This is a genomic window from Frankia sp. AgB32, assembly GCF_023243045.1.
GTDB lineage: Bacteria > Actinomycetota > Actinomycetes > Frankiales > Frankiaceae > Frankia.
Window position 1 is genome coordinate 1 of record NZ_JALKFX010000083.1, and the last position, 20,973, is coordinate 20,973.

The following is a 20,973-nucleotide window of genomic DNA, read 5'->3' on the forward strand; positions in this document are numbered from 1 at the left end:
TTGTTAATACGACCCCGGCCGCGGGGGGCGCTGGAAACATCGGGGCCCCGCATCGTGTGGACGATGCGGGGCCCCGACCTGCCTCAACCGGCGTGCACCGCAGGAGAGTCGAACTCCTGAACCACCTCAGCCGTGACCGAGGAGGTGAGCCCACCGACGCTGATGTGCAGACTACCCGACGTCGGGCCACGCCGGCCGGCGGATGTGGCGCTTGATGCGCGCCGCGTGCATCTGGCCGGCCCGCCTGTCGGCCCGCCTGTCGGCTCGTCTGTCCGACCCGGAGCTGTCTGCGGAGGTTCCGTGAGTATGCCCCGGACGGCGTGTTGCGCACGGGAATCTGGGATCGGCTGGAGAAGGTGCCTGACCCGCGGTCCCGTCGGGGCAGGGTTTACCCGCTGCCGTGCCTGGTGGCGGTCGTGCTGTGCGCGTTGACGGCGGCCGGGCACGACGGCGTCTCCGCGGTGGCTCAGTGGGCGGCGCGCACCAGCCCCGCGCAGCGGGCCCGGCTGCGGCTGCCACGCCACCCGCTGACGGGACGGTTCCGGGTCCCGGACGAGGCGACGATCCGCCGGTTCCTGGTGGCCCTCGACTCGGACGCGCTGGTCAGCGCGCTGCTGGCACCGGACGCCGTCGGCGGGCTGGTCCCCGGCCCGTCCGCGGGCACCGCACCCGCCACCGGGCAGCCGGTGGCGGGGCAGGTCGTGGGGCTGGCGGTCGACGGGAAGACGAGCCGGGGCGCGCGGCGCGCCGACGGGTCGCTCGTGCACCTGCTCGGGGCCGCGACCCATGGGCTGGGCCTGCTCGTCGGCCAGGTCGAGGTCGACGCGAAGAGCAACGAGACCACCGTGTTCCGCCGCCTGCTCGACCGTCTCGACCTGGCCGGGATCGTCATCACCGCGGACGCGATGCACACCGTGCGGGCGAACCTGGAATGGCTCGTGACCGAGAAGAAAGCCCACTACCTTGCGGTGATCAAGGCTAATCAGCCGCGTGCCCACGCCCGGATGAAGGCCCTGCCCTGGGCCGACATCCCGGTCGAGGCCTGGCGAGGCATCGCCACCCGCTACGACAAGACCCCGGGCAGCTACCTCGCCGGTCTCCACCTCCGCACCTCCATGATCTGGATCAAGGATTTCGTGCGGACCATCCCTTGATCGCGACCAAATACGCGCCCTAGGAGGGCCCGCGCAGCGCCTGGGCATCAAGCGGCTCGACGTGTGCGCGTAGCCGCTCGTGCGAGCGACGAAGAGCGGTGATGGCAGTGCGGGTGTCGGTCAAGTGAGATGTCCTTCGGACCATGAGCGGGATGGCTTACGGCACCCAACCGTAGCTCGGGTGCCGGACTGGGCGGCGAACGTCAGACGGCCGGCGGAAGGGACGGCTCCTGCTCGCCGGGGTGCGGACCGCGGGGCGTGTCGTCGTGGCCGCGGGCCGCCCGTCCTCTCGCCGCCCAGGGCGCATGCGGGCTGAAGCCGATGACGAGACCTGCCGCCGTGATGTAGCCGCCGACCGCCACGGCGGATCCGTGGGCCCGCAGCCAGCGCAACAGCTCAGGATGGCCGGCCAGCAGCAGCGAGCAGTGCTGGAGCGCGAGGAACGAGCCGGCGGCGGTCACGCTCAGCACGGTGTATCGCTGCCAGGATGTCGGGGCGATCGCCAGGAGGATCAGGCCCCACGCGAGATACCAGGGGTGCAGGACCGGCCCGAGCATCGCGAGCGTGAGCATCGCCCAGCCGGCCGTGGCAGCCACAGTCCGCTTTCTGATCGTGGCGAACAGCCAGGCGATGACCACCAGCGACGCCGCGAGGCCGATCACTCGGGCGACCTTCAACAGAGCGTCAGGCGCGGGTTCGGCGCCGGCCAGGCGCAGGAGTCGGCCCGCCAGGTCCGCGAGGATGCTGGTCGGTGAGTATCCGGTCGGGACCGTCGTGGGCGTGCCGGCCACGCGCAGCCATCCGAGCCCGTCCGGGACGAGCGCCACGAACCCGGCTGTGGCGATGAGGACCACGCCGACATCACGCAGCGCGGCGGGTAACTGCCGGCGGAAGGAAGCCGGCGGATCGGACGCGACGGACCGCGGGGCGAAGCGCCAGAGCACGACGGCGGCGACCGCCAGCACCGCGGGCCACTTCACGGCCGCCGCGGCAGCGAGCAGGACGAGGCCGATCGTCCGCCGGCCGTTGTTCACCGCCAGCAGACCGGTCACCACCAGCGCCATCATGAGCGTCTCCAGGTGGACGGCGCCGAGGAGCTGGAAGAGCACGATGGGATTGAGCACGGCCAGCACCAGGGTCTCGGCGCGGCGCCCGGGTGGCGCGAGCGCGAGCACGCCCACGACGACCAGTGCGACCTCGACCAGGGCCAGCAGGCGCAGCAGTACCACGGCGCCGATCAGGCTGCCCCCGGCGACCGCGTGTGCGCCGTGGAACACGGCGAGCGCGAGCGGGCCGTAGGGTGCCTGCGCGAACCGCCACAGCGGGTCGACCGCCGCGAGTTGGGGGCTGTCGACGGGCAGTGCCGCTGGAGCGTTGCTGTAGGGGTCCAGGCTGGAGGCGAGCATCATGCCGTGTGCCGCGTAGCTGTAGACGTCGAGGCTGAGGATGGGCGGGCCGAGCGCGACCGGCAGCGCCCACAGCGCGAGCAGCGCCGCGGCCTGTTTCGGCGAAAGCCGCTGCGATCCGGCCAGGACGCAGGCCCGCGCCCAGGCCAGCAGCGTCAGCGATATTCCCCCGATCAGCAGAGCGGGGAGCACTGACGTCCGGTCAAGGCTCACCGGGGCCAGCAGGCCACCCCAGGAGGTCGGTGGGTAGGCCCGCGGCTGCAGCGCCAGCCGCCCACCGGTGGCCGTCACCAGGCTGGCGCCCACCATGCCGAGGCACGCGACCCCGATCAGCTCGTACGGCGCCCGGGCGCGCCAATTCACGCGACGTGTGGGATGCATCAACGGCGCCGGGGGCGCGACTTGCTCCGGACCGGCACAAACATAGAAATATTTGATCAAGGTGGCTATCCGGAGAACCTCCGGGCAACACTGCCTGTACCGACATCGGCGGCCTCCGCGGGCGGGCGTGCGGGCCGATCCGCAGGTCCTCCGGGTCTGTTGCACGGGCTGCGGTCCACCCCGCCGGCCGGCATGATCAGGCGATGCGCCGCCGTCGCCAGCACGTCCGACCAGCCGTCCCGGTTTCGGAGTTCGCCGGGTTCCGGTTCTCACCGAAGTGATCGTTCTGGCAGTCCGGTCGATCTCTACCTCGCCCCGAACCTAGGACACCTACGTCTGGACCGGCTCTCCCCGGCGCACGTCTACGAGATGTTCGACGTGATCGACGAACGCAACGCGCAGATCCTCGCGGCGAACGACGCCTGCCGGGCGGCAACCCGTCGCCTCGCGGCCACCCAGGGGCGCGCGGCTCGCCGGAAGGTCCGCGACGAACTCGCCGCGATGGAACCCTTCCGTCGTCCCGTCGGCGCTTCCTCGAAGCTGCGGATTCGCGCCACCCTGCGCTCCGCCCTGACCACTGCGGTCCGCCGCGAAAAGATCACCGTGAACGCCGCGGCGAACGTGGAACTGCCCTCCGGCAAACCGCCACGGCCGCTGATCTGGACACCCGGCCGGGTCGAGCTGTGGCGCCAGAGCGGGCAGCGCCCCGGGCCCGTCATGGTCTGGACCCCGGAGCAGGCCGGGACGTTCCTTGACAAAATTTACCATCACCGGCTCTACGGGCTTTACCACCTGATCGTCTATCGGGGGCCTCGGCGCGGGGAGGCCTGCGGCCTGCTCTGGCCGGACGTCGACCTCGACCACAAGAGAATCCTCATCCAGTGGCAGCTCGTCGTGGTCGGCTGGGAGGTGCAGCGCACCCGACCCAAGACCGACGCGGGGATCCGCGAGGTGGTGCTCGACGACCTCACCGTCGACGAGTTCCACCGCCACCGGGAACGCCAACGCGATGAACGCCGCGCCCTGGGACTCGACTGGGACCCGGCAGGGGGCCGGTGTTCACCACCCTCGACGGCGTCCCGCTGCACCCCGCCACGGTCTCCACCGAGTTCCAGGACCTCATCGTCCAAGCCGGGATGCCGCCGATCCGTCTTCACGACGGCCGGCATGTGGCCGCCACCCTCATGCATGGCGGCGGAGCGGACCTGAAGGTCATCCAGGAGACTCTCGGCCACTCTTCGCACGAGGTGACCGCGGACCTGTACACCTCGGTCCTCGACGAACGGGCCCGGGGCGCTGCGGAGGGAGCCGCCCGGCTCGTCCCCCGCAGCCCGAAGCCCGCGCACACCCCGCGCACACCAGCTATCGAACCAGGAAGTCACAGAGTGTCAAAACTGCAGGTCAAACAAAGTGCGCTCGGAGGGAATCGAACCCCCAACCTTCTGATCCGTAGTCAGATGCTCTGTCCGTTGAGCTACGAGCGCGTGCCCGCCACCGGAGTGGCTGACGGTGTCAGCTTACAGCACCGGCGAGGCGACTCACGCGGGGCATGTGGCGGGCTCGCTCGTAGTTCGTCCGATGCGTGCCAGGCGCGGCTTCGGTGTGGGGCGTGAAGCTGGCGGCTGTGCAGGCGTGTCCGCGGTCTGACCCGGCGTCGGCCGTCGGACCGCCCCCGACGGCGGCGGCGGCCGTCGGGGGCGTGGCCCGCACGGCGGGGCGGCGCTGCGCGGGCGGGTCGGACCCCGTGGCCCGGATCCGCATCGGTCGCCGCCGAGTGGAACGGGATGGGACGGTTCGTGCGGTAAGGGCGCAACCCGCGCATGCCGGGGGTGCGGCTCGCGCAGAATCGCCGGCTGTGTGGCCGAGGCCGCGCGGCTTGATTGATGGACCGTTGACGACGAAAGATCCGGATCGTTCCGCTACCCGACGAGCTGTCACTGAATGTAGCGACTCGGCGGCCTGGTGTGTGGTGGTCGAGGTGCTGCCGCGCTGGTATGTCGCAGCCATGGCGGCTGGACCCGTGTCGGTGTGGCTGGTTCGAAGTGCCTGGTAGAACGCCGCGTCGCGGTAAGCAGGAATGGGCGCGGCCGGGCTCGGCGGGGGGTGGCCATCGGTTTGGTTGAAGGGAACACCCAATCATCGATTATTACTGTCGGTAGCGAAAACGGCGGGCCAGTTGGCGGCCGACAGCAGGCTCGGCGTTCACCGGATGGATGACTGGTGAACGCGCCGGACCGCCGCGCGGGGAACGCTGAAAGCGGTGTATGTTGCGGGGGTGCTGCGGCATACCATCCGTGGACTGCTGACGCCTGATTGCCAGGCCCGGGGTAAACGGCGATGCTTATGGCGGCGCGAGTGCGACCTGACGCAGGGGGTGTCAGGCGCCGTGTGAGCCCTCCGGGGAGGCTACAACAAATGCCTAGCCGTGCCATTACGGCAGGGCTCTGGTTTCCCAGAGCCCTGGGCGTCGCCGCGCTTATATTTGTGCTGGCCGTGGCCAGTGGCGCGCCAGCTCTCGCCGCACCGGAGTCGGTCGGCACCGTCGCTCCCACGGCGGCACCCGCGGCGGCAGCGCCGGCCGGCCGCGCAAGCACTCCTGCCACGATCGGCGCGGACGGCCGGCCCCGGGTGCATGCCGTGGTGCTCGTCGACGAGTCAGGCAGCGAAGGCCCACTGGACGTCCGTCAGCAGGCAGACGCCGCCAGCCTGATCGCCACCAGCGGCCAGGTGGATCCGTCTTCTCAGGTCGCCGTGGTCGGCTTCGGTACCGACGACTATCCGGAGAAGAGCAGCCAGCGCCATGGCGCCACCGACGAGGCCTGCCCGCTCGCCCCGGTGAACAGCACCGACTTTCGGACCTGTCTGTCCCGACTGCACAAGCGCACTCCGGAAGAGGGTAACGGTACCGACCACAGCGCCGCGCTGACAAAGGCGCTGGACATTCTCGATGCCCACAACGACAAGTCGTTCTTCAATCTGGTGTTCCTGCTGACCGACGGCGGTCTGCGGGTGGACAACGTGGCGCGATACGGCGCCCGCCAGTCAGATCCAGTGGTAATGGCGCAACTGCGCAACGACGCGGCCCGGGCCGAGGTCGAAGGGCCGGTGTCCGCCCGGGCGAAGGCGCTGGACGCGCAGATCTGGCCGGTCGGGTTCGGCAGGGGTCTCGACGCGGACTGGATGCGGAAGCTGGCCACGTTCGGCGCCGGCGTCAACCCGTTCTGCGAGGGCGTCCCGGTCGCGGCGCCGTCCTACTCCTACGCGCAGACCGCCGCCGACGTCAGCACAGCCCTCGACCAGGCCCTGGCGAACGCCAGCTGCCAGCACTTCGAGAACAGGGAGGACGACGGTGGACCGGGCAAACCGGTCACGCTGTCCCTGAACATCCCGATAACGGCCTCCACCGCGACCATCAACGCGGTCAAGCGTGACCCGCGGATCCAGGTCGCCTATGTCGATCCGCGGGGAAACCAGATGTCGGGTCGCGGCGCCCGGGACGGCTCGACCTTCTCGGTGTCCGCGAGCGCCGAGGACACCGAGTCACTGTTCGTCGCCAACCCCTACCCGGGCACCTGGAAGGTGACCTTCACCTGGCCCGCGGGTGTCAGCCCGCAGCGGGTGCAGGCCCACCTCACCTGGTTTGGCCAGCTCAGCTCGCTGGTCCGGATGGAGCCGTCCTCGCCCAGGCCCGGACAGCCGGCGAAGGTGGAGGTTCGGCTGCACACCAGCCGGGGCGCGCCGATCGACCCGCAGGCGCTGCGGGAGCTGACCTTCGACGCGGAGCTGGGCGGCGATGGGTTCAGCCCGGTACCGGTGCCGCTGTTGGACAGCGGGCAGGGCGGTGACACCAGGGCGGGCGATGGAACCTTCACCGGAGTGGTGACGGTGCCCTCGACGGCGACCGGGTTGCTGACGTTGACCGGCAGCGTCCATGGCCGCGGACTGCGCGGCACCGTGCAGTCCGCGGACTACCGGATCCCGGGCCTGCGCAGCGGCGGAGTGGCCCTTGAGCTGCCGGCAGTGGGCAGCGTGCACCGGGGAACGTCCCTGGACGCCACGCTGCGGGCGGACAACCCCGAGGGATCGCCCCGTGAGATGCGGGTGCAGCTCCAGGGCCTGCCGGGGGTGTCGGTCACGCCCACCTCCGTGACCGTGCCCGCCGGGGTGAGCGGGTTCAGCGCCCCGCTGCACCTGACCGTCGCGCCGGACGCGGCCTACGGCAGACGTTCCGGGATCGTGCGGCTGGTCGACCCCGCCGGTACCGCCGCGGGCGTGGTGCTCGAGGAGAAGCTGCTGGCGTTCGACCTCAAGGCGCCGACCCCCGTCGCCGAGAAGTACTGGTACCTGCTGGTCCTTGCGGTCGCCGCGGTGGCGCTGCTGGTCGCCGGCTGGCTGCTGCTGCGGGCCCGCCGGGCGCGTGCCGCCGACGTGTCCGCGTTGATGGCCTGCGCGTCACGCGGTGGGGTGACGGCGGCGGACCTGCCGGCGCCGCGGAACCGGTCGAGCGTCTTCCGGTTCGTGCTGCGAGACCAGCCTGGTCGACCTGTCACGCTGGAGTTCGCGAACCCGGGTGACGGCACGGCCGTCTACACCGTCCGCCGGACGAAGCACGGCCAGCTCGCGGTGACGACGCCGACCGGCCAGACGCGCACCGATCCGCCGGGCACCCGGATCCCGGTGGGTTCCGGGGTGGCGCTGTGGGTGGACGACCGGCGTCTGCACCACCCGACCGACCTGGGCCGGCCGGACAGCACCGACCCGTGGGCGGGCGGCTCCCCAGCCGGAGCCGGCAACGGGTTCGGCGGCCTGGCGCAGGATCCGTTCGGCGCGGACACGCAGACCGTCGACCCGTTCGCGACGCAGCCCGGTGGCCGTGACCCGTTCGGCGGCTACTCGAACCCCGGCCCGCACCCCGGCCCGCACCTCGGCCCGCACCCCGGCGGGAACGACCACGGCGCGGGCGGCGGGAACGGCGGCGCGGAGGCGGACTCTCCAACGCTGTCGGAGGCGCCGACCCTGCAGCGCGGGGTGCCGCCGCGGACGTCACCGTCCAGCGACCCGTGGGGCGACGACTGGGGCAGTCCCCAGCTCTGACGAGCACCCGGCCCCGCCGGCGGCGACCGGGCCGGCGGCGAGCCGACCACGTACCAGCATCCGGCCCCAGATCACGAATCGGGAAACCAATGCCGACACCGGACAGCGCCTTCGGGCTGAACATCTACCAGCCGCTGCTCTACGTGGGGCTTGGCGGAACCGGCTGTGCGATCGGGACCGAGCTGGAGCGCCGGCTCCGGCAGGCGCTGTGCGGTCCGGATGGTCGGGCGTTCGCCGAGCGGATGGGTGTACACGGCAACTCCGGCTACCTGCCCTTCCAACTGCCGGGCTGCCTGCAGTTCGTCTACGCCGACCTGAACGAGGCGGAGCTGGACCGCATCCACGGGTCGACCGTGCCCGCGCCGGTCCACCACCAGGCCGCGGCGCGCAACGCGCACCTGGTCCGCGGGCTGGTACCGAGGTTCCAGACGTATGCGCAGGTGGCTGGGAACCTGCGGATGACCGCCGGCGAGTTCGTCCAGTCCTGGCTGCCGCCGACCCACGACGAGCCGCTGGTCGCGCCGATCACCCGAGGCGCGGGGCAACTGCCGACGGTCGGTCGGGCCGCGCTGTTCGAGACGGTGCGCGAGGACGTCGGCCCTGGTCAGCAGCCGCTGCGGGAGGCGATCGACGCGGTGAGCCGGGCCGGCGCCGAGCTGGGCGTGCTCGGCGGCAAGTCGAACCGTTCCTGCGACGTGTTCGTCGCCTTCTCCGTCGCCGGCGGCACCGGGGCCGGCATCTTCTACGACTACCTGCATCTGATCGCGGACGCCTTCGACCGGGCCGGTATCGGTGCGCAGATCTACCCGATCGTTCTGATGCCGAGCGCCTTCGACGAGGGCCGGGGCGGGGGTCGTTCGGCCCAGCTCAACGCCGGCCGAGCCCTGCTCGACCTGTTCCGGCTCGTCGATGACCAGAACGCCCGCAAGGCCCGGCGGGTGCTCGGCCACTCCGACAACATCGGCCGCCCGATCGATATCGCCTATCCGGGGCGGAAGATCCAGATCGCGCCGGGCACGGTGCAGACCGGATTCCTGTTCTCCCGGACGCCCGGGATGGACAAGGACGACATCCATCGCTCGATCGCGTCGCTGGTGCTGTCGCTGATCACCTCGGAGCAGCAGGCGGGGCACGCGGCGGTGATCGGCCAGTCGTTCCAGTCGTTCGCCGACTCCTTCATCAACAGTGCGGCGACCCGTAACACCGCGGCGGACTCGGGCATCGGTCATCGCGGTGTCTCGACGGCCCTGGTGGCCTCGCTCACCGTCCCCGGTGACGACCTCGCCGAACTGGTCGCCGGCCGGCTGCTGGCCCGGGCCGTCCCGCTGCTCGACATGCCGGGCTCCGGTGGCAACGAACAGAACGTCCCGCTGATCGGCCGGATGGCTCGGGCCGCGGACCTCGGTGATCTTCTCGAACGGTCGGACCTGCCGGTCGGGCCGCCCCGGGCCGTCGACGGCGCCGCGGAGATCAGGCGTTCGCTGACCGACTACTCCGACAGCATCGGCGCGGTCCTGCGCGCGCACGCCAACCAGCTCTCGAGTCAGGTGCAGGAGCTCGCCGGCCAGCGTTTCCAGCCGGTCGAGGCGGTGAAGGTGATGCTGGGCGAGACCGATGTCTTCCGCCTGCAGCGAGTCATCCGCGGCCACCCGGAGCTGCTGAACCCGAACGACATCACGGGGCTGATCGGCCTGCTGGAGGCCCGCCGCAACGCGCCGTCGCAGCCGCCGAACGCCCCCGGGGTCACCGCCGCGGCGCCGGTGCTGCCGGACGTGCGCAACCGGCTGACCCACAAGGCCAAGTGGGGCGACCCGAACGTCCAGCAGGCGCTGGCGACGCTGCAGCGCTGGCACCGGTGGAACACCTGGCGGCTGTGGCACGAGGCATGGGGCCGGCAGTCGCGGGTCTGGCAGCCGAAGATGAACACGGCGACCGGATACGTCAACGATTTCGCCGAGGCGCTGCGGGTGTTCGGCCGCGCCGAGCCGGATGAGTTCGACCGGCGCACGGCGGCGCTGAGCCAGGACCGCACCGGCATCCGTCAGCTCCTGCCCGCCGGCGGCAACCTGGACGTGTTCTACCGCAGTGTCCTGCGGGCCTTCCTGCAACGCGGCGGCCATCCCGAGGGTGCCACCGAGGCCGACGTGCTGCGGGTGCTGCTGCGCGGCGATGACTGGCAGCGGGCCTTCGAGGAGATCAGCGAGCGGGGCCAGCCGCAGCGCGCGGTCGCGAGCCTGCGGGACCGGCTCAAGCAGCAGGTCCGATCGCTGTTCGCCGAGGCGGAGGGCGGCAGCGTGCCGCTGCTGCCGTCGATGGGGCGGTTGCTGGCGCGGGCCGCGAGCAGCGCGGCTCCCGACGTCGACCCGCTGGACCTGCGGAAGTTCCACGACCAGCTGCGCGCACTGCTGCCCGGCGGGTTCAGCCCGGACGGTTCCGGCCAGCTCAAGGTCCTCATCGCGCATCCGACCGTCAAGCAGGTACCCGACGGCGAGGTCCAGTCCTGCCTGCGCCGCGAGCTGGCGTTGCCGGTCGACCAGGGCACGCTGCCCGAGTTCCGGGCCGGCCAGCCCGATTCGATCGTGGTGGTGCTGTTCCGCACGTCGATGGCGGTCAACGAGGTGCGGGAGGTCCGCGAGCTGCTGCGGTTCTGGTCGCAGGCGCTGGTGCACAACGACCCGGCGGACTACCTGCGCTGGCGCCAGCGGCTGGGCTACAACTTCGGCTGGCTCGCGATGACCGAGGACAACCGGAAGGTCATCCTGCACCGGCTGCTGTGCGCGATGTGGAACGGGCAGGTGACGGTCACCGGCTCACTGGAGTCGCCCGAGTCGGTGCTCGTCCGGGCGGTCGACTACGACGAGGCGCAGTCGATGTACCTGCCCCTGCGCCGGGTCGGGCAGACATCGTCGTGGGGATCGCTGCTGCGTGCCTACGAGCAGGCGATCGTCGAGGACGACGACGAGGCCCGCCGGGCCTTCACCCGCAGCCTGCGCACGATCCGCCCGGCGGGGCACACCGCGGAGCCGGTGGCGCCGGCCGAGGTCTTCGACGCCTTCATCGACGTGGCCGGCAGCGAGGCCGAGCAGATCATGAAGGTCCGGGAGGGCCTGCCGGCCGCCAGCCGCGGCCGGCTCGACCAGCTCCTCGAGTTCTGGACGTCGACCGTCTCCGCCGCCCTGGACCTGCCGTTTCCCGACGACGACGCGATCCGCGGCAATCTGCGCGATCTCTATGCGTACGTGACCGGCGCGCGGTGAGGGCCGGCCGAGGATGACTGACGGAACTCGTTACGGGGGCTTCGGCATGGACGCAACTCGCGACATCGACGAGGACGCCCTCGTCGTGCTGGTCGACCTGCGCGGGCAGCCGGCGCAGGAGCTGGACGCCACGACGATCGGCGCGATCCAACGGGAGTACGCCAGCAGGCTGGGTCGACGAGGTGCCGACACCGGCCGGGTCCTCGTCGTCGCCGAGACAGCCAGGCTGGCCGAACACCGCCAGCTCCTCGTCCGGCTGGCCGGCGGCTCCTCGGTGTCGGAGCTGCTGCTCCTCGCCGTCGGCCCGCAGCCCGGCGGTGGCCGGTTGCTGCTGCCGCCCATCGCCGAACTGCCGGTGCTGTGGGCGGGGGATGTGCGCGGGTTCCGGTGGACGCCCGGCCTGCCGGGGCGGGCGCTGGGCGCGGACGAGGACGGACCGGTGAACCTCGCCGGCCTGCTGGACGCGCTGGCCATTCCGAGTGTCTTCTCCCGGGTGCGCGAGATCCTGCGCTCCTGCAACCACCAGGCCGCGACCCCGGCGATCCATCTCCTGCTCGGCCGGGTCGACCGGGCCGTCCTCGACGAGGCGGCCGGCCACGCCTTCGGCCATTTCGCCCAGGATGCCGGCGGCGGCAGCGGCGCGCCCCTGCCGGACGAGGCTGTCAAGATCGACCATCTGCTCGCCGGCGCCGCGACGCCGGAGGCCGCCGGCATCGGCAGCGTCATCGATCCGCGGGGCCTGCTTCCGCAGGCCGCTGTCGAGGCGAGACGGCATCTGGCGGAGGCCGGCGCCCTGATCGCGGCACTGCGCGAGGAACCGTTCGCCCGCAAACGCCCGGCGCCGGGCGGCGGCCTCGTGCCCGTCGGTGAACTGGTCTGCGGCGAGCTGGCCCAGGCGGGCAGTCAGTTGGGGACGCTCGCCCGCGGCCTGGCCGGTGCCCTGGACGGCATCGGCGGCCAGGACGGGATCGACGCGCGGCAGCGGCACGCCCTGGCCACCCTCGGCGTCACGGTCGTCCCGGTACCGGCGGCGGAGGCCGGCGAGGTACGCGCCGCGCTGCGCCGCCAGACCGATGTGTCGCTGACCGCGCGCGAACCGCTCGGCGGCATCGCGCAGCGCCTGCGGGCGCTGGCCGGCCGGGCCACCCCGGCCGGCAGCGGGCCGTACGCGCACCGGGTCAGCGAGATCTGCCCCGACCAGCTTTTCGAGACCCTCACCAACCCTCCCGTGTTCCCCGTCTGGCTGAACCTGGGCATCCTCCCGTCGGCGTTCGTCGGCGCGTTCCTCGCCGGGCTCCGGTTTCCGTGGGGGGTGCTCGGCGCGGCGGTCGCGGTCGCGATCACCGTGTGGCTGACGGCCGCGCTCTACCGCCGCCGGCCCATACCCCATCCGAAGACCTCGCCGGACCCGCGGGACATGTCCCGCGGCCAGCTGGTCTGGTACTGGCTGCTCGCCCTGGCCGGCGGGCTGGCCGGGGTCGCTGTCGGCGCCGGCGGCGGGTCGCCCGGGTGGCCCGTCGCAGTGCCGTTGCTGCTGGTTGGCTGGGTGCTGTCCGGGGCACCGTGGCTGTGGTGGCGCTGGTCGGTCAGCACGTGGCGGCGAACGCTTCGCCTGGACGCGGCCGAACGCGCCATCGTCGAACTCGGCGAGCTGCTACGCATGGTCGCCCTCAACGAATGGGTGCTGGCCGACCAGCGCCTGGGCGCGGCACGACTCGCCAGCGCGCTCGCCACCGCGGTCGACGCGGCCGCGGCGACCCTCGCCGAGCTGCGGCCGACACCGGTCCACCCCGGCGGCTTCGGCCAGCCCACCGGCGCCGGCGCGATGCCGGGCCGCAATCCCGCCAGTGCCAGCGGCCCGCCGGCGGGCGGGACCGGCGGCGAGACGCTCGGCGTCAGCCGACTGATCGGCCAGCAGCTGCACGCCAACCGCGGCGCTCTCGCCGAGATCGTGACCGACGACGTCGGCGCGGCTATCCGGACGGTGCTCAACGCCCGCGGTGAGGAGATCGCGCGGGAACGGGGCGACGACATCGCCCGCGACGTGCGCGAGACACTCCGGCGCCACCTCGCCGCCTACCACGAGCACCTGGAGCGGCGCGGACCGCTCGCCGGGCCGCCGTTCGAGGTGGATCCGCGTCGACGCACCGAGCTCGCCCGCAAGGTCTGGCTCGGCTCCACCGAGCTGACCCGGCTGCGCCAGGCCACCGGGAGTCACCCCAACCTGCTGCAGCTGACCAACGAGGAGGACCTGCAGCTGCTGGACCAGAGTCCGGACGCGGCCCTGTTCGTGCGGTTCGTCCCGCGCATCGCCGACGCGACCAGGGACGAGGGGACCGGCAGCCCGGCCATCGCGGGGCTGATCCGGCTGACCCAGCTCAACCCCGATTCGGCCCGGCGGGCCGAACCCCCCACCCGGCCCGCCGACGAGTCGAGTCCGCCCCCGCCTGCCAGCGCACCTCCGCCGGCAGGACCTCGGCCGGCAGGACCTCGGCCGGCAGGACCTCGGCCGGCAGCACCGTCGGTAGCAGCACCGTCGGTAGCAGCACCGTCGCCAGCTCCCGCGGAGCCGGCCTTCATCCCGGAGCCAGCCGCGCCAGCCGCGCCAGCCGCGCCGGCGCCGGGTGAGTCCGCCACCGCGGGCTCGCCCGACCTGCCGGAACAGCCGGCCGGGCCGAAGGACGACGAGTCGCCGGCGCACGCCCAGCCCGCGCCGGTAGCCGCCGACGAACCTGGCCCCGATGCGGCGACGCTGCCCGCGGCCGTACCACCCACAGTCAGCCTGCCCACCGGCGCGCTGCCCACGGCCATGTCGAAGCCGACCCGCGCGCCGGAGCCTGCCGGCGACGACGACGGTGGCCCCACGCTGGCCGGCCCGTTGCCCGCCGCCCACCGTCCCGTCCCGCCCACCGCACCCCGTCCGGCACAACGTGACGACGAGAGCGAACTCTGGTGACTCTCCAGATTTTGATCTTTATCGTCGCAGTCGCCGGGCTGGGACTTCTCGGCGCCGGCAGGTGGACGCTGCCGACCGGCCCCGTGGAGCTGTTGCGTCGGTGCGTGCTCGGCTGGGTCCAGCGGTTGAACGGAGGCAGCGGTGGGTGACGTCGAGCGCCTGACGGTGCGCCGGCCCGACGGCTCCGACGTCGTGTGGGACGTCGAGATGGATCCCGGGCTGCCCGAGGAGACCAAGCGCTTCCGTACCCGGCGCGGCAGTTACCGGGACTACCGGCTGGCGATCCGCTACGCCATCGGCGGCGATCCCGCCGAGTTCGCCCTGGAGAACGCGATTGCCGTCGGCCTGCGGATGCTCCGCCGGTTCGACGCCGACCAGCAGCTCCCGTGGGAACTGCCAGTCGCGCGCTACCCGTGGGAACTCTCCCAGCTGCTCGGCTACAACGTCGACTGCGCCGAGCCGTTCTCGGTCACCGTGGAGTACGGCACGCCGCTCGACTCGCTCACCGGCCCGCTGTCCTCTCCGGACGACCTGCGTGCGTTCATCACCAGCCTGGCCCGCGGGCTGTTCCTGCTGGACCGGCTCGGCGTGGTGCACCGGCAACTGCGCGACAACACGGTGCACTGGGATTCGCGCAGCCGGATGGTGCAGATCAACCGGTTCGAGTACGCGCGCCAGGTCCCGGCCGAGCGCGCCAGGCTGTCCCAGATCCGCACGGAGCAGGAGCGCACGCCCCGCGACTGGGAGTCGCCCGAGCAGATCACCGGCGGTGGGTCCCTCGACCCCCGCGACGACCTCTACAGCGCGGGCTGCGCGGTCCTTCGGGTGGCCACGGGTGGTCTGCGCCTGGGCCCGGACCGGCGCCCCGAGGTGGGCGCGAGCGGAAACCAGTGGCTGGCCCGCCTCCTGGCCGGCGTCTTCGAGCCGGTGGACGGGCGACCGGACGCGGCGGAGCTCCTGCGCCGGATCGGCCATGAGGTCTCCCCGGACCACCTCCCCCGGCCGGACAACGACCATCTCGCCGAGGGCCGGGGCGCCTACGACCGCCTGACTGCCGCGCGCAGGGCGCTGGTGCACCGGCCGCGGGACGACCCGGAACCGCCGCGGTGGACCGGCGGTGACTCGGCACCGCGCCGGGATCCGCCGACGCCGTCCGGTGGGCCCTCAGCCGCCGGGGCCAGGCCGTCGGCGGCGTCCGGGCAGCCCAGGTCGGATTCGCATCCCCCGCCGCGCCCGCCACAGCCCTATCGGCAGACCAAGCGCAGAGGACGGTGACCGCCATGACCGACCCGGCCAGCGGCGACCAGGCGTCGCATACCTGCGTGATCTGCCTGGAGGAGTTCCGCTGGGATCACGTGGAGGCGTACCGCCGCAACGCGGAGGGCTTCCCACGACTGGTGACCCTGCCGCCGCGGGAAAGCCCGAGGTGGCCGGCCGAGGCACGCGGCACTCTGATTCGCTGCCCGAACGAGATAGGCGGGGACCCTCACTACTTCCCGGTGGACTTCGTCCTGCACGACCGGCCTGTCGTGATCGGTTTCGTCGGCGCCTCCAACGCGGGCAAGACCTGCCTGCTGGCCGCGATGTCCGGCGAGATCGACCGGTACCGCCTGGCCCCACGCGGTCTGCGCACGGTTCCGGTCGACCTGACCGAACACGCCGCCTACCGCTCGCACGTGGTGGATCCCTTCTACGGAAAGGGCATCGCGCCGCCGCACACGCAGCTTGTCGAGCTGGTGACCTACACGGACGCGGTCCTGCTGACGACCGAGTCGAGCAGCTTCCCGCTGGTCTTCTTCGACGCCGCCGGCGAGCAGCTCAAGGGCCTGCTCGACGACGCCATGGCGCTGCGCTTCCTGCACCGCGTCGACGGGCTGATCTTCGTGGCCGACCCCACGCTGGTGGGCGGCGACGGCGCGAGCGCTCACGGCGGGCAGGGCAGTCTGGACGACCCGACCTACACCGCCACGATCGCCGGGCTGCGGTTCCAGCAGTCGCAGACCCGCAGCCGCTGGCTGCAGATCCCGTCGGCGGTGGCGATCACCAAGTCGGATCTGCTGCGCTTCGAGCAACCCGTCGACCAGTGGCTGGGCCAACCGGCGCCGAACCTCGTCGACCGGGATCTCCGGGAGCGGGAGAGCCGGGACGCGTACGCGTACCTCCACCACCGTCAGGCCACCGCGTGGCTGGCGCCGGTGGACCACTTCCGGCAGTGCTCGCTGCATTTCGTCTCGGCCAGCGGCTCGTCCTACCTGCCGGCGGGCCGCAGCGAGGACGTCGGCCGCTTTGCCCGGCCGGCGCGGCCGCGCCGGGTCCTGGAGCCGCTGGTGGCGCTGCTGGACGCACTCGGGAAGATCGACTCGCAGCATGTGCGGGGGGGCTAGCGCAAACAGATGGACACCGTCGATCAGGTTCACCTGCGGTACGACCCGGTGGAGCGCGCGTTCAGGCCGGTTGCCCTGACGCTCGCCGCCGACGACCAGGCCGTGCTCTCCAGCCGGTTCATCGCGCTCGCCGACGCCCTTTACCGCCCGGGGGACGTGTCCGCCGGGCCAACCCTGTGCTTCGCCCAGATCCCGGATGATCCGCACCGCCGGAACATGGTCATCCGGCGGGTGCCGGACACCGGCTCGGGCCGGCTCGCCGCCGCGGCGCACGTTCTGATCTCCCCGGAGCTGATTGCCGGGGCCGCGTTGGGGCTGGCGGACTGGCCTGACTGGTTCCAGCCCGGCCCGGACGGCCAGCTCGCGCCCCTGCCCTGGCTCGAACTGAAGCGCATCGCGGCGGATCGGTACAACAGGCTGAAGGACGAGGCTCGCAAGCCAGGCCTGGAGGCGGGACTGACGCGGCTCGTCGACGCGCTGCTGCGAGCCGATGCCGGCCGGCTCGCCGTCGTCGGCCACCAGGCGGACCCCGTCCTGTTGCTGACCGGCGCCCGCGAGGTCCTCGGCAACAACCTCACGGAGGACTGGACCTTCTCCACCGGGGAGCAGGCGCAGAAGCCCGGGATCCGGGTCACCTTCATGCTGCCCGGCAACGCCATCACCTCCGCCACCTACGCCGACCTGAGCAAGGACGACGACGCGTCGGAGTACCGCGGACCGGCGGCGAACCTGGTCCGGGCGTTCATCGCCGCACCGGATCTGCTGTCCTGGCAGGAGAGCCGCCGAGAGGCCCGGGTGCAGGACCGGGCCAGCCTGCTGGCCTGGGCCCGGGCCGGAGCGCCCGGCTCTGAGACGTATCGGATCGTGCGGGCCGAGACGGAACGGCTGCGGGCCGAGTCCGCCGCGCGGCGGAACGAGCTGGAAGCGGAGCTTCGCGGGGCGCACGCGCGTCGCGAGGAGGCGGAGGACGAACTCGCGGCGGAACGGGCGAAGAACGTCGAGACGGAGGCGGTGGTCAGCGACCTGCGCGCGGCCGGCGCCGAAACCCAGCGGCAGTGGGAACGCACCGAGCGGCACCGTGCCGCGCTCGACAGCTCGCTCGAGCAGGCGCGGGCGCGGGTGGAGCAGTTGGAGCTGCGCCTGCGCGAGCGGGCGACCGCCGAGCAGGGGCCTCGCGGCGGCGCGGCCCTCGGCACCGACCTCGTGAACGATCTCCAGCTCCGGCCGGGCCCGCTGCCGGTACCGCCCCCGGGGGTGGACCCCGGCGTGTGGTGGTGGCTGGCGATCGTCGTCGCGCTCTTCCTCGCCCTGGTGGTGCTGGCGACCGTCGGCGACACGCTGTGAACGCGGGGCCTGCGAGCGGCGCCGCCGCGCCCGCGGCCGCGCTGGCCGCGGTCGACGTGCGCCCAGCCAGGACGCCGCTGGCCGCCACGGCAGCCATCACCGGGCTCTTCGCGCTCTGCCCGGCCGCGCTCACCTGGCTGCTGGTCGCGGGCCTGCGGCTGCACCGTCCGGATCTGGACCTGCCCCGGTCGGTGCTGGTCGTGCTGATCATCGGTCTGGCCGGCTGGATCGCGATGCTGGCGGTCGCGGCTGTCGGTGACGGACGGCCCGCGCCCGACGGCGGCGTGGGGGAGCTTGGGCGGCTCGCGGTGCGGCTGGTTGGCTTCGTCTACCTGCTGGTGGCGTTCGGTGTGCTGGTCCGGCTGCGGTTCGCGGGCGGGCCGGGCGGCTCCGGGCGCCCGCTCACCTGCCTGACCGCGGCGCTCGCCGTCGGCACCGTCGGTCTCGTCGCGCTGGCCCACCTCGTGCGCACGGTCCCGGCGGGCATTCTGATCAGCGAGGAGCTGGACGACCACAGGGCGGCGAGGATCCAGCCGGTGGGCGCCGCGGTGCTGGTGACGACCTTCGCGGTTTTTCTTCTCGCCGTCGTCGCCCCACGATTCCACCTGTCCTGGGGGGCGGACATCCGGCCCGCCGCGCTGGTGGCGCCGCTGCTGGTCGCGTCGTTCGCGATGGTGGAGGCCCGCGACGGCCCGGTCGAGCGCGACGACAGCCTCGGCGCCGGGGACATGCGGTTTCTGGACCGGCAGCTCACTGTCATCCTCTCGGGCCTCGGACTGATCCTCGCCCTCGCCCTCGACCCGGCCCGGCCGACCCAGGTGATCGCCGCGCTGGCGGGGCTCGCGGTGCTCGTGGTGGCGCTGACGCCGAACTGGCGGGTGTCGGTGATCGGCGGCGCCGTGACGCTCGGCGCGTACCTGCTCAGCCGGGAGGTGCGCGGGGGACTGCTGCACAGCCCCTATGCCAGCGGGGCGCATGCGGACGCCCGGTCGGCGGCGCTCGCACTGGCGCGGGGCGGGACGTTCGGCAGCGGCCCGGGCGCCGGTCTGGTGGAGTCCTACGCGACGCCGGGCGCGACCCAGAACCGCTACGCGCTGAGCGTTCTCGCCGAGGAGCTCGGCCTGGTCGGTCTTGTCCTGGCCGGCGTCGCCGTGGCGGCGGTCGGGCTGCTCTGCGTGCGACTCGCGGCGCGCGCCGAGGACAGCGTCGGCGCGTTCGCCCGCGCCCTCGCGGCCGTCACCGTGGTGACGCTTGCCCTGCCGGTGGTGCCGCTGGTGTGGCCCGCGCTCAACATCGACGCGGCTCTGCCCGGCATCGCCCCCGACGAGGTCGGCCTCGTCGTGCTGTTGTGGACGGTGGGTGCGCTCGTCGGTGCGGCCGGCCGTGCCGAGGTGCACCGGTCGTCCGGGCCGCCGCCGGCCCGCGCCCGCCTGGACCTGCCGGTCTGGGTCCGGCCGCTGGCCGCCGCCGTCTGCGCCCTGGTGGTGATCGGCCTGGTGCTGCAGGCGACCCTCACCGCCGGCGTCAAGCGCCGCAGCCTGGACGCGCAGGATGCCCTCGCGGTGGCGGCCGCCGACGGCAGACGACCGCGCGCGTCGCTGACCTGGCCGAGGGTGATCGGCGTCGACGCCGCCACCAGGAACGCGTTGAACGACGTGGCGGACGGAGGCGCGCGTTGTCCGGCCCGGCCGTCCCGCGACGCGCCCGGCACCCGGCTGGGTCCGGGCTGCGCGGCCGGCGCCACGGTCTACCTGAACCCCAAGGCGCAGAACGCCGCTGCCGGGGCGATCGGGGGCCTCGGCCAGGGTGCGACCGGTTCCGTCGTCGCGATCGACGCACGCCGCGGGCGCGTCCTCGTCCTCGCCACCACGTCCGACACCGGCTGGTGGACCGCCGAGCCGACCGGCGACCTCGTCCGGCCGCTGCTCGCCGCCGCCCTCAACGCGAACCCGGATACCAAACAGGCCGTGCTCACCGTCCTGCGTCGCGAGGAGCTGGGGAAGGACGAGCAGCCTCAGACGGCATCGAGGCAACCCTTCGCGCCGGATCTGCTTCGCGAGCTGCGCGACAACCCCGAGGCGACCGACATCAAGTTCGCCGGCCTGCTGATCGCGCTCAACGAGAAGATCAAAGGCGACTTCCGGGACGGCAACACGGACTGTGTCGCCTTCGACCCCGACTCCCCGCTCAGCGCGGACGGTCCGCGGTACACCACGACCGGGTCCTGCGCCCAGAAGCTGGTGGATGCCGTGCTCGCCGACCCCAACAGGCAGCAGACCGGCCTGAAGGCCCTGCTGACCGTGCTGAAAGGACAGCTCGGTCTGACCGGGGCGGCAGGAGCCGAACTGCGGGACGAGAAGGTGCTGGTGAACCACCCGTCGGACGCCGACGATCTCGGCGTGGCCGCAGCCGGGACCTGCGCTGGAGCACAGTGCGTCCAGGCAAGCCCGATGCAGCTGGCGGTCGCGTACGGCGCGCTCGTCCGCGGCGACGGCACTGCGCCGGTGCCGCATGTCCTGGGTGGCCCGCCTGAGCCGAAGTCGGTGCCGACCACGGGCCTGACGGGCCGTGTGGATCTCGGGAGCTCCGCGAAGGAGAAGGAGGGCCCCGCGGCCGGGAAGGACCGCGGCGCGTGGGCGGTCCGGGCAGCATCCCGCGGGTCGGATCAGGTCGTGGTGGTCGGTTACGTGAACCCGGGCAGGGGCGGCGCCGCCACTGCGAAGGCCGGGACGGTAGCGGACGAGGTAGTCCAGGCGCTGGAACGCTAGCCATATGTCCCTTCGCCCGCGGAACGGCCGCTGGTGTGGTCGGGGAGAACCGATGAGACACGTTCTACGCTTGCTGCCATCCGGCCGGGCCGGCCGCCGATGAGCCAACCCGTGGGGCCCGCGCAGCCCTCGCCGCCGCCCGGCGGCGGGGGCGGGGGAGACAGGCGCGGCCGCCACGGGGGGGGGGGGGCGCCCGGCCGCGGGCAGACGCCCCGGCGGGGGGCCCGGG

8 protein-coding genes, 1 tRNA gene and 2 pseudogenes are annotated in these 20,973 nt (G+C 72.8%); 9 read left to right on the plus strand and 2 right to left on the minus strand.

Going from position 1 to position 20,973, the window contains the following annotated elements:
- Positions 1–320: 320 nt before the first annotated feature.
- Positions 321–1,001 (plus strand): annotated as a pseudogene (locus tag MXD60_RS20245) (ISAs1 family transposase); the annotation flags it as partial.
- Between the two features lie 356 nt (positions 1,002–1,357).
- Here MXD60_RS20245 and mptB read toward each other — a convergent pair.
- The gene (gene mptB, locus MXD60_RS20250) at positions 1,358–2,923 is read right to left on the minus strand and encodes a polyprenol phosphomannose-dependent alpha 1,6 mannosyltransferase MptB (protein ID WP_248820904.1); all 1,566 of its coding nucleotides are present in this window, start codon (positions 2,921–2,923) and stop codon (positions 1,358–1,360) included.
- A 1,073-nt stretch (positions 2,924–3,996) separates the two neighbouring features.
- Between mptB and MXD60_RS30000 the strand changes: the two are divergent.
- Positions 3,997–4,164: pseudogene (locus MXD60_RS30000) on the plus strand (site-specific integrase); the annotation flags it as partial.
- A 188-nt stretch (positions 4,165–4,352) separates the two neighbouring features.
- Here MXD60_RS30000 and MXD60_RS20260 read toward each other — a convergent pair.
- Positions 4,353–4,425, minus strand: a tRNA-Arg gene (locus tag MXD60_RS20260).
- Positions 4,426–5,356: 931 nt separating this feature from the next.
- On the opposite strand from MXD60_RS20260, the gene MXD60_RS20265 reads away from it, so the two are divergent.
- The 7 genes from MXD60_RS20265 (at position 5,357) to MXD60_RS20295 (ending at position 20,744) form a co-directional block, all read left to right on the plus strand.
- Positions 5,357–8,035: a vWA domain-containing protein gene (locus MXD60_RS20265; protein ID WP_248820906.1), complete on the plus strand. Its 2,679-nt coding sequence runs from the start codon at positions 5,357–5,359 to the stop codon at positions 8,033–8,035.
- 89 nt (positions 8,036–8,124) lie between these two features.
- Positions 8,125–11,292, plus strand: a complete 3,168-nt coding sequence (locus MXD60_RS20270; RefSeq protein ID WP_248820907.1) for a tubulin-like doman-containing protein — start codon at positions 8,125–8,127, stop codon at positions 11,290–11,292.
- A 46-nt stretch (positions 11,293–11,338) separates the two neighbouring features.
- Positions 11,339–14,248: a hypothetical protein gene (locus tag MXD60_RS20275; protein WP_248820908.1), complete on the plus strand. Its 2,910-nt coding sequence runs from the start codon at positions 11,339–11,341 to the stop codon at positions 14,246–14,248.
- Between the two features lie 141 nt (positions 14,249–14,389).
- Entirely contained in the window at positions 14,390–15,523 is a 1,134-nt protein-coding gene (locus MXD60_RS20280; protein ID WP_248820909.1) for a protein kinase family protein, read from the plus strand.
- A gap of 5 nt (positions 15,524–15,528) precedes the next feature.
- Complete coding sequence (locus MXD60_RS20285; RefSeq protein WP_248820910.1) at positions 15,529–16,632, plus strand: TRAFAC clade GTPase domain-containing protein; 1,104 nt, start codon at positions 15,529–15,531, stop codon at positions 16,630–16,632.
- A 9-nt stretch (positions 16,633–16,641) separates the two neighbouring features.
- A complete protein-coding gene (locus MXD60_RS20290) occupies positions 16,642–17,976 on the plus strand; it encodes a hypothetical protein (protein ID WP_248820911.1) in 1,335 nt (444 codons plus the stop codon).
- A complete protein-coding gene (locus MXD60_RS20295) occupies positions 17,973–20,744 on the plus strand; it encodes an FtsW/RodA/SpoVE family cell cycle protein (protein ID WP_248820912.1) in 2,772 nt (923 codons plus the stop codon). Before MXD60_RS20290 ends, MXD60_RS20295 begins: the two co-directional genes overlap by 4 nt.
- The last annotated feature ends 229 nt before the right edge of the window (positions 20,745–20,973 follow it).

Bases quoted from the DNA above. Each gene is read 5' to 3' on its own strand.
- MXD60_RS20265 (WP_248820906.1), top strand. From the start codon at position 5,357: ATGCCTAGCCGTGCCATTACGGCAGGGCTCTGGTTTCCCAGAGCCCTG.
- MXD60_RS20290 (WP_248820911.1), top strand. From the start codon at position 16,642: ATGGACACCGTCGATCAGGTTCACCTGCGGTACGACCCGGTGGAGCGC.
- MXD60_RS20285 (WP_248820910.1), top strand. From the start codon at position 15,529: ATGACCGACCCGGCCAGCGGCGACCAGGCGTCGCATACCTGCGTGATC.
- MXD60_RS20275 (WP_248820908.1), top strand. From the start codon at position 11,339: ATGGACGCAACTCGCGACATCGACGAGGACGCCCTCGTCGTGCTGGTC.
- MXD60_RS20270 (WP_248820907.1), top strand. From the start codon at position 8,125: ATGCCGACACCGGACAGCGCCTTCGGGCTGAACATCTACCAGCCGCTG.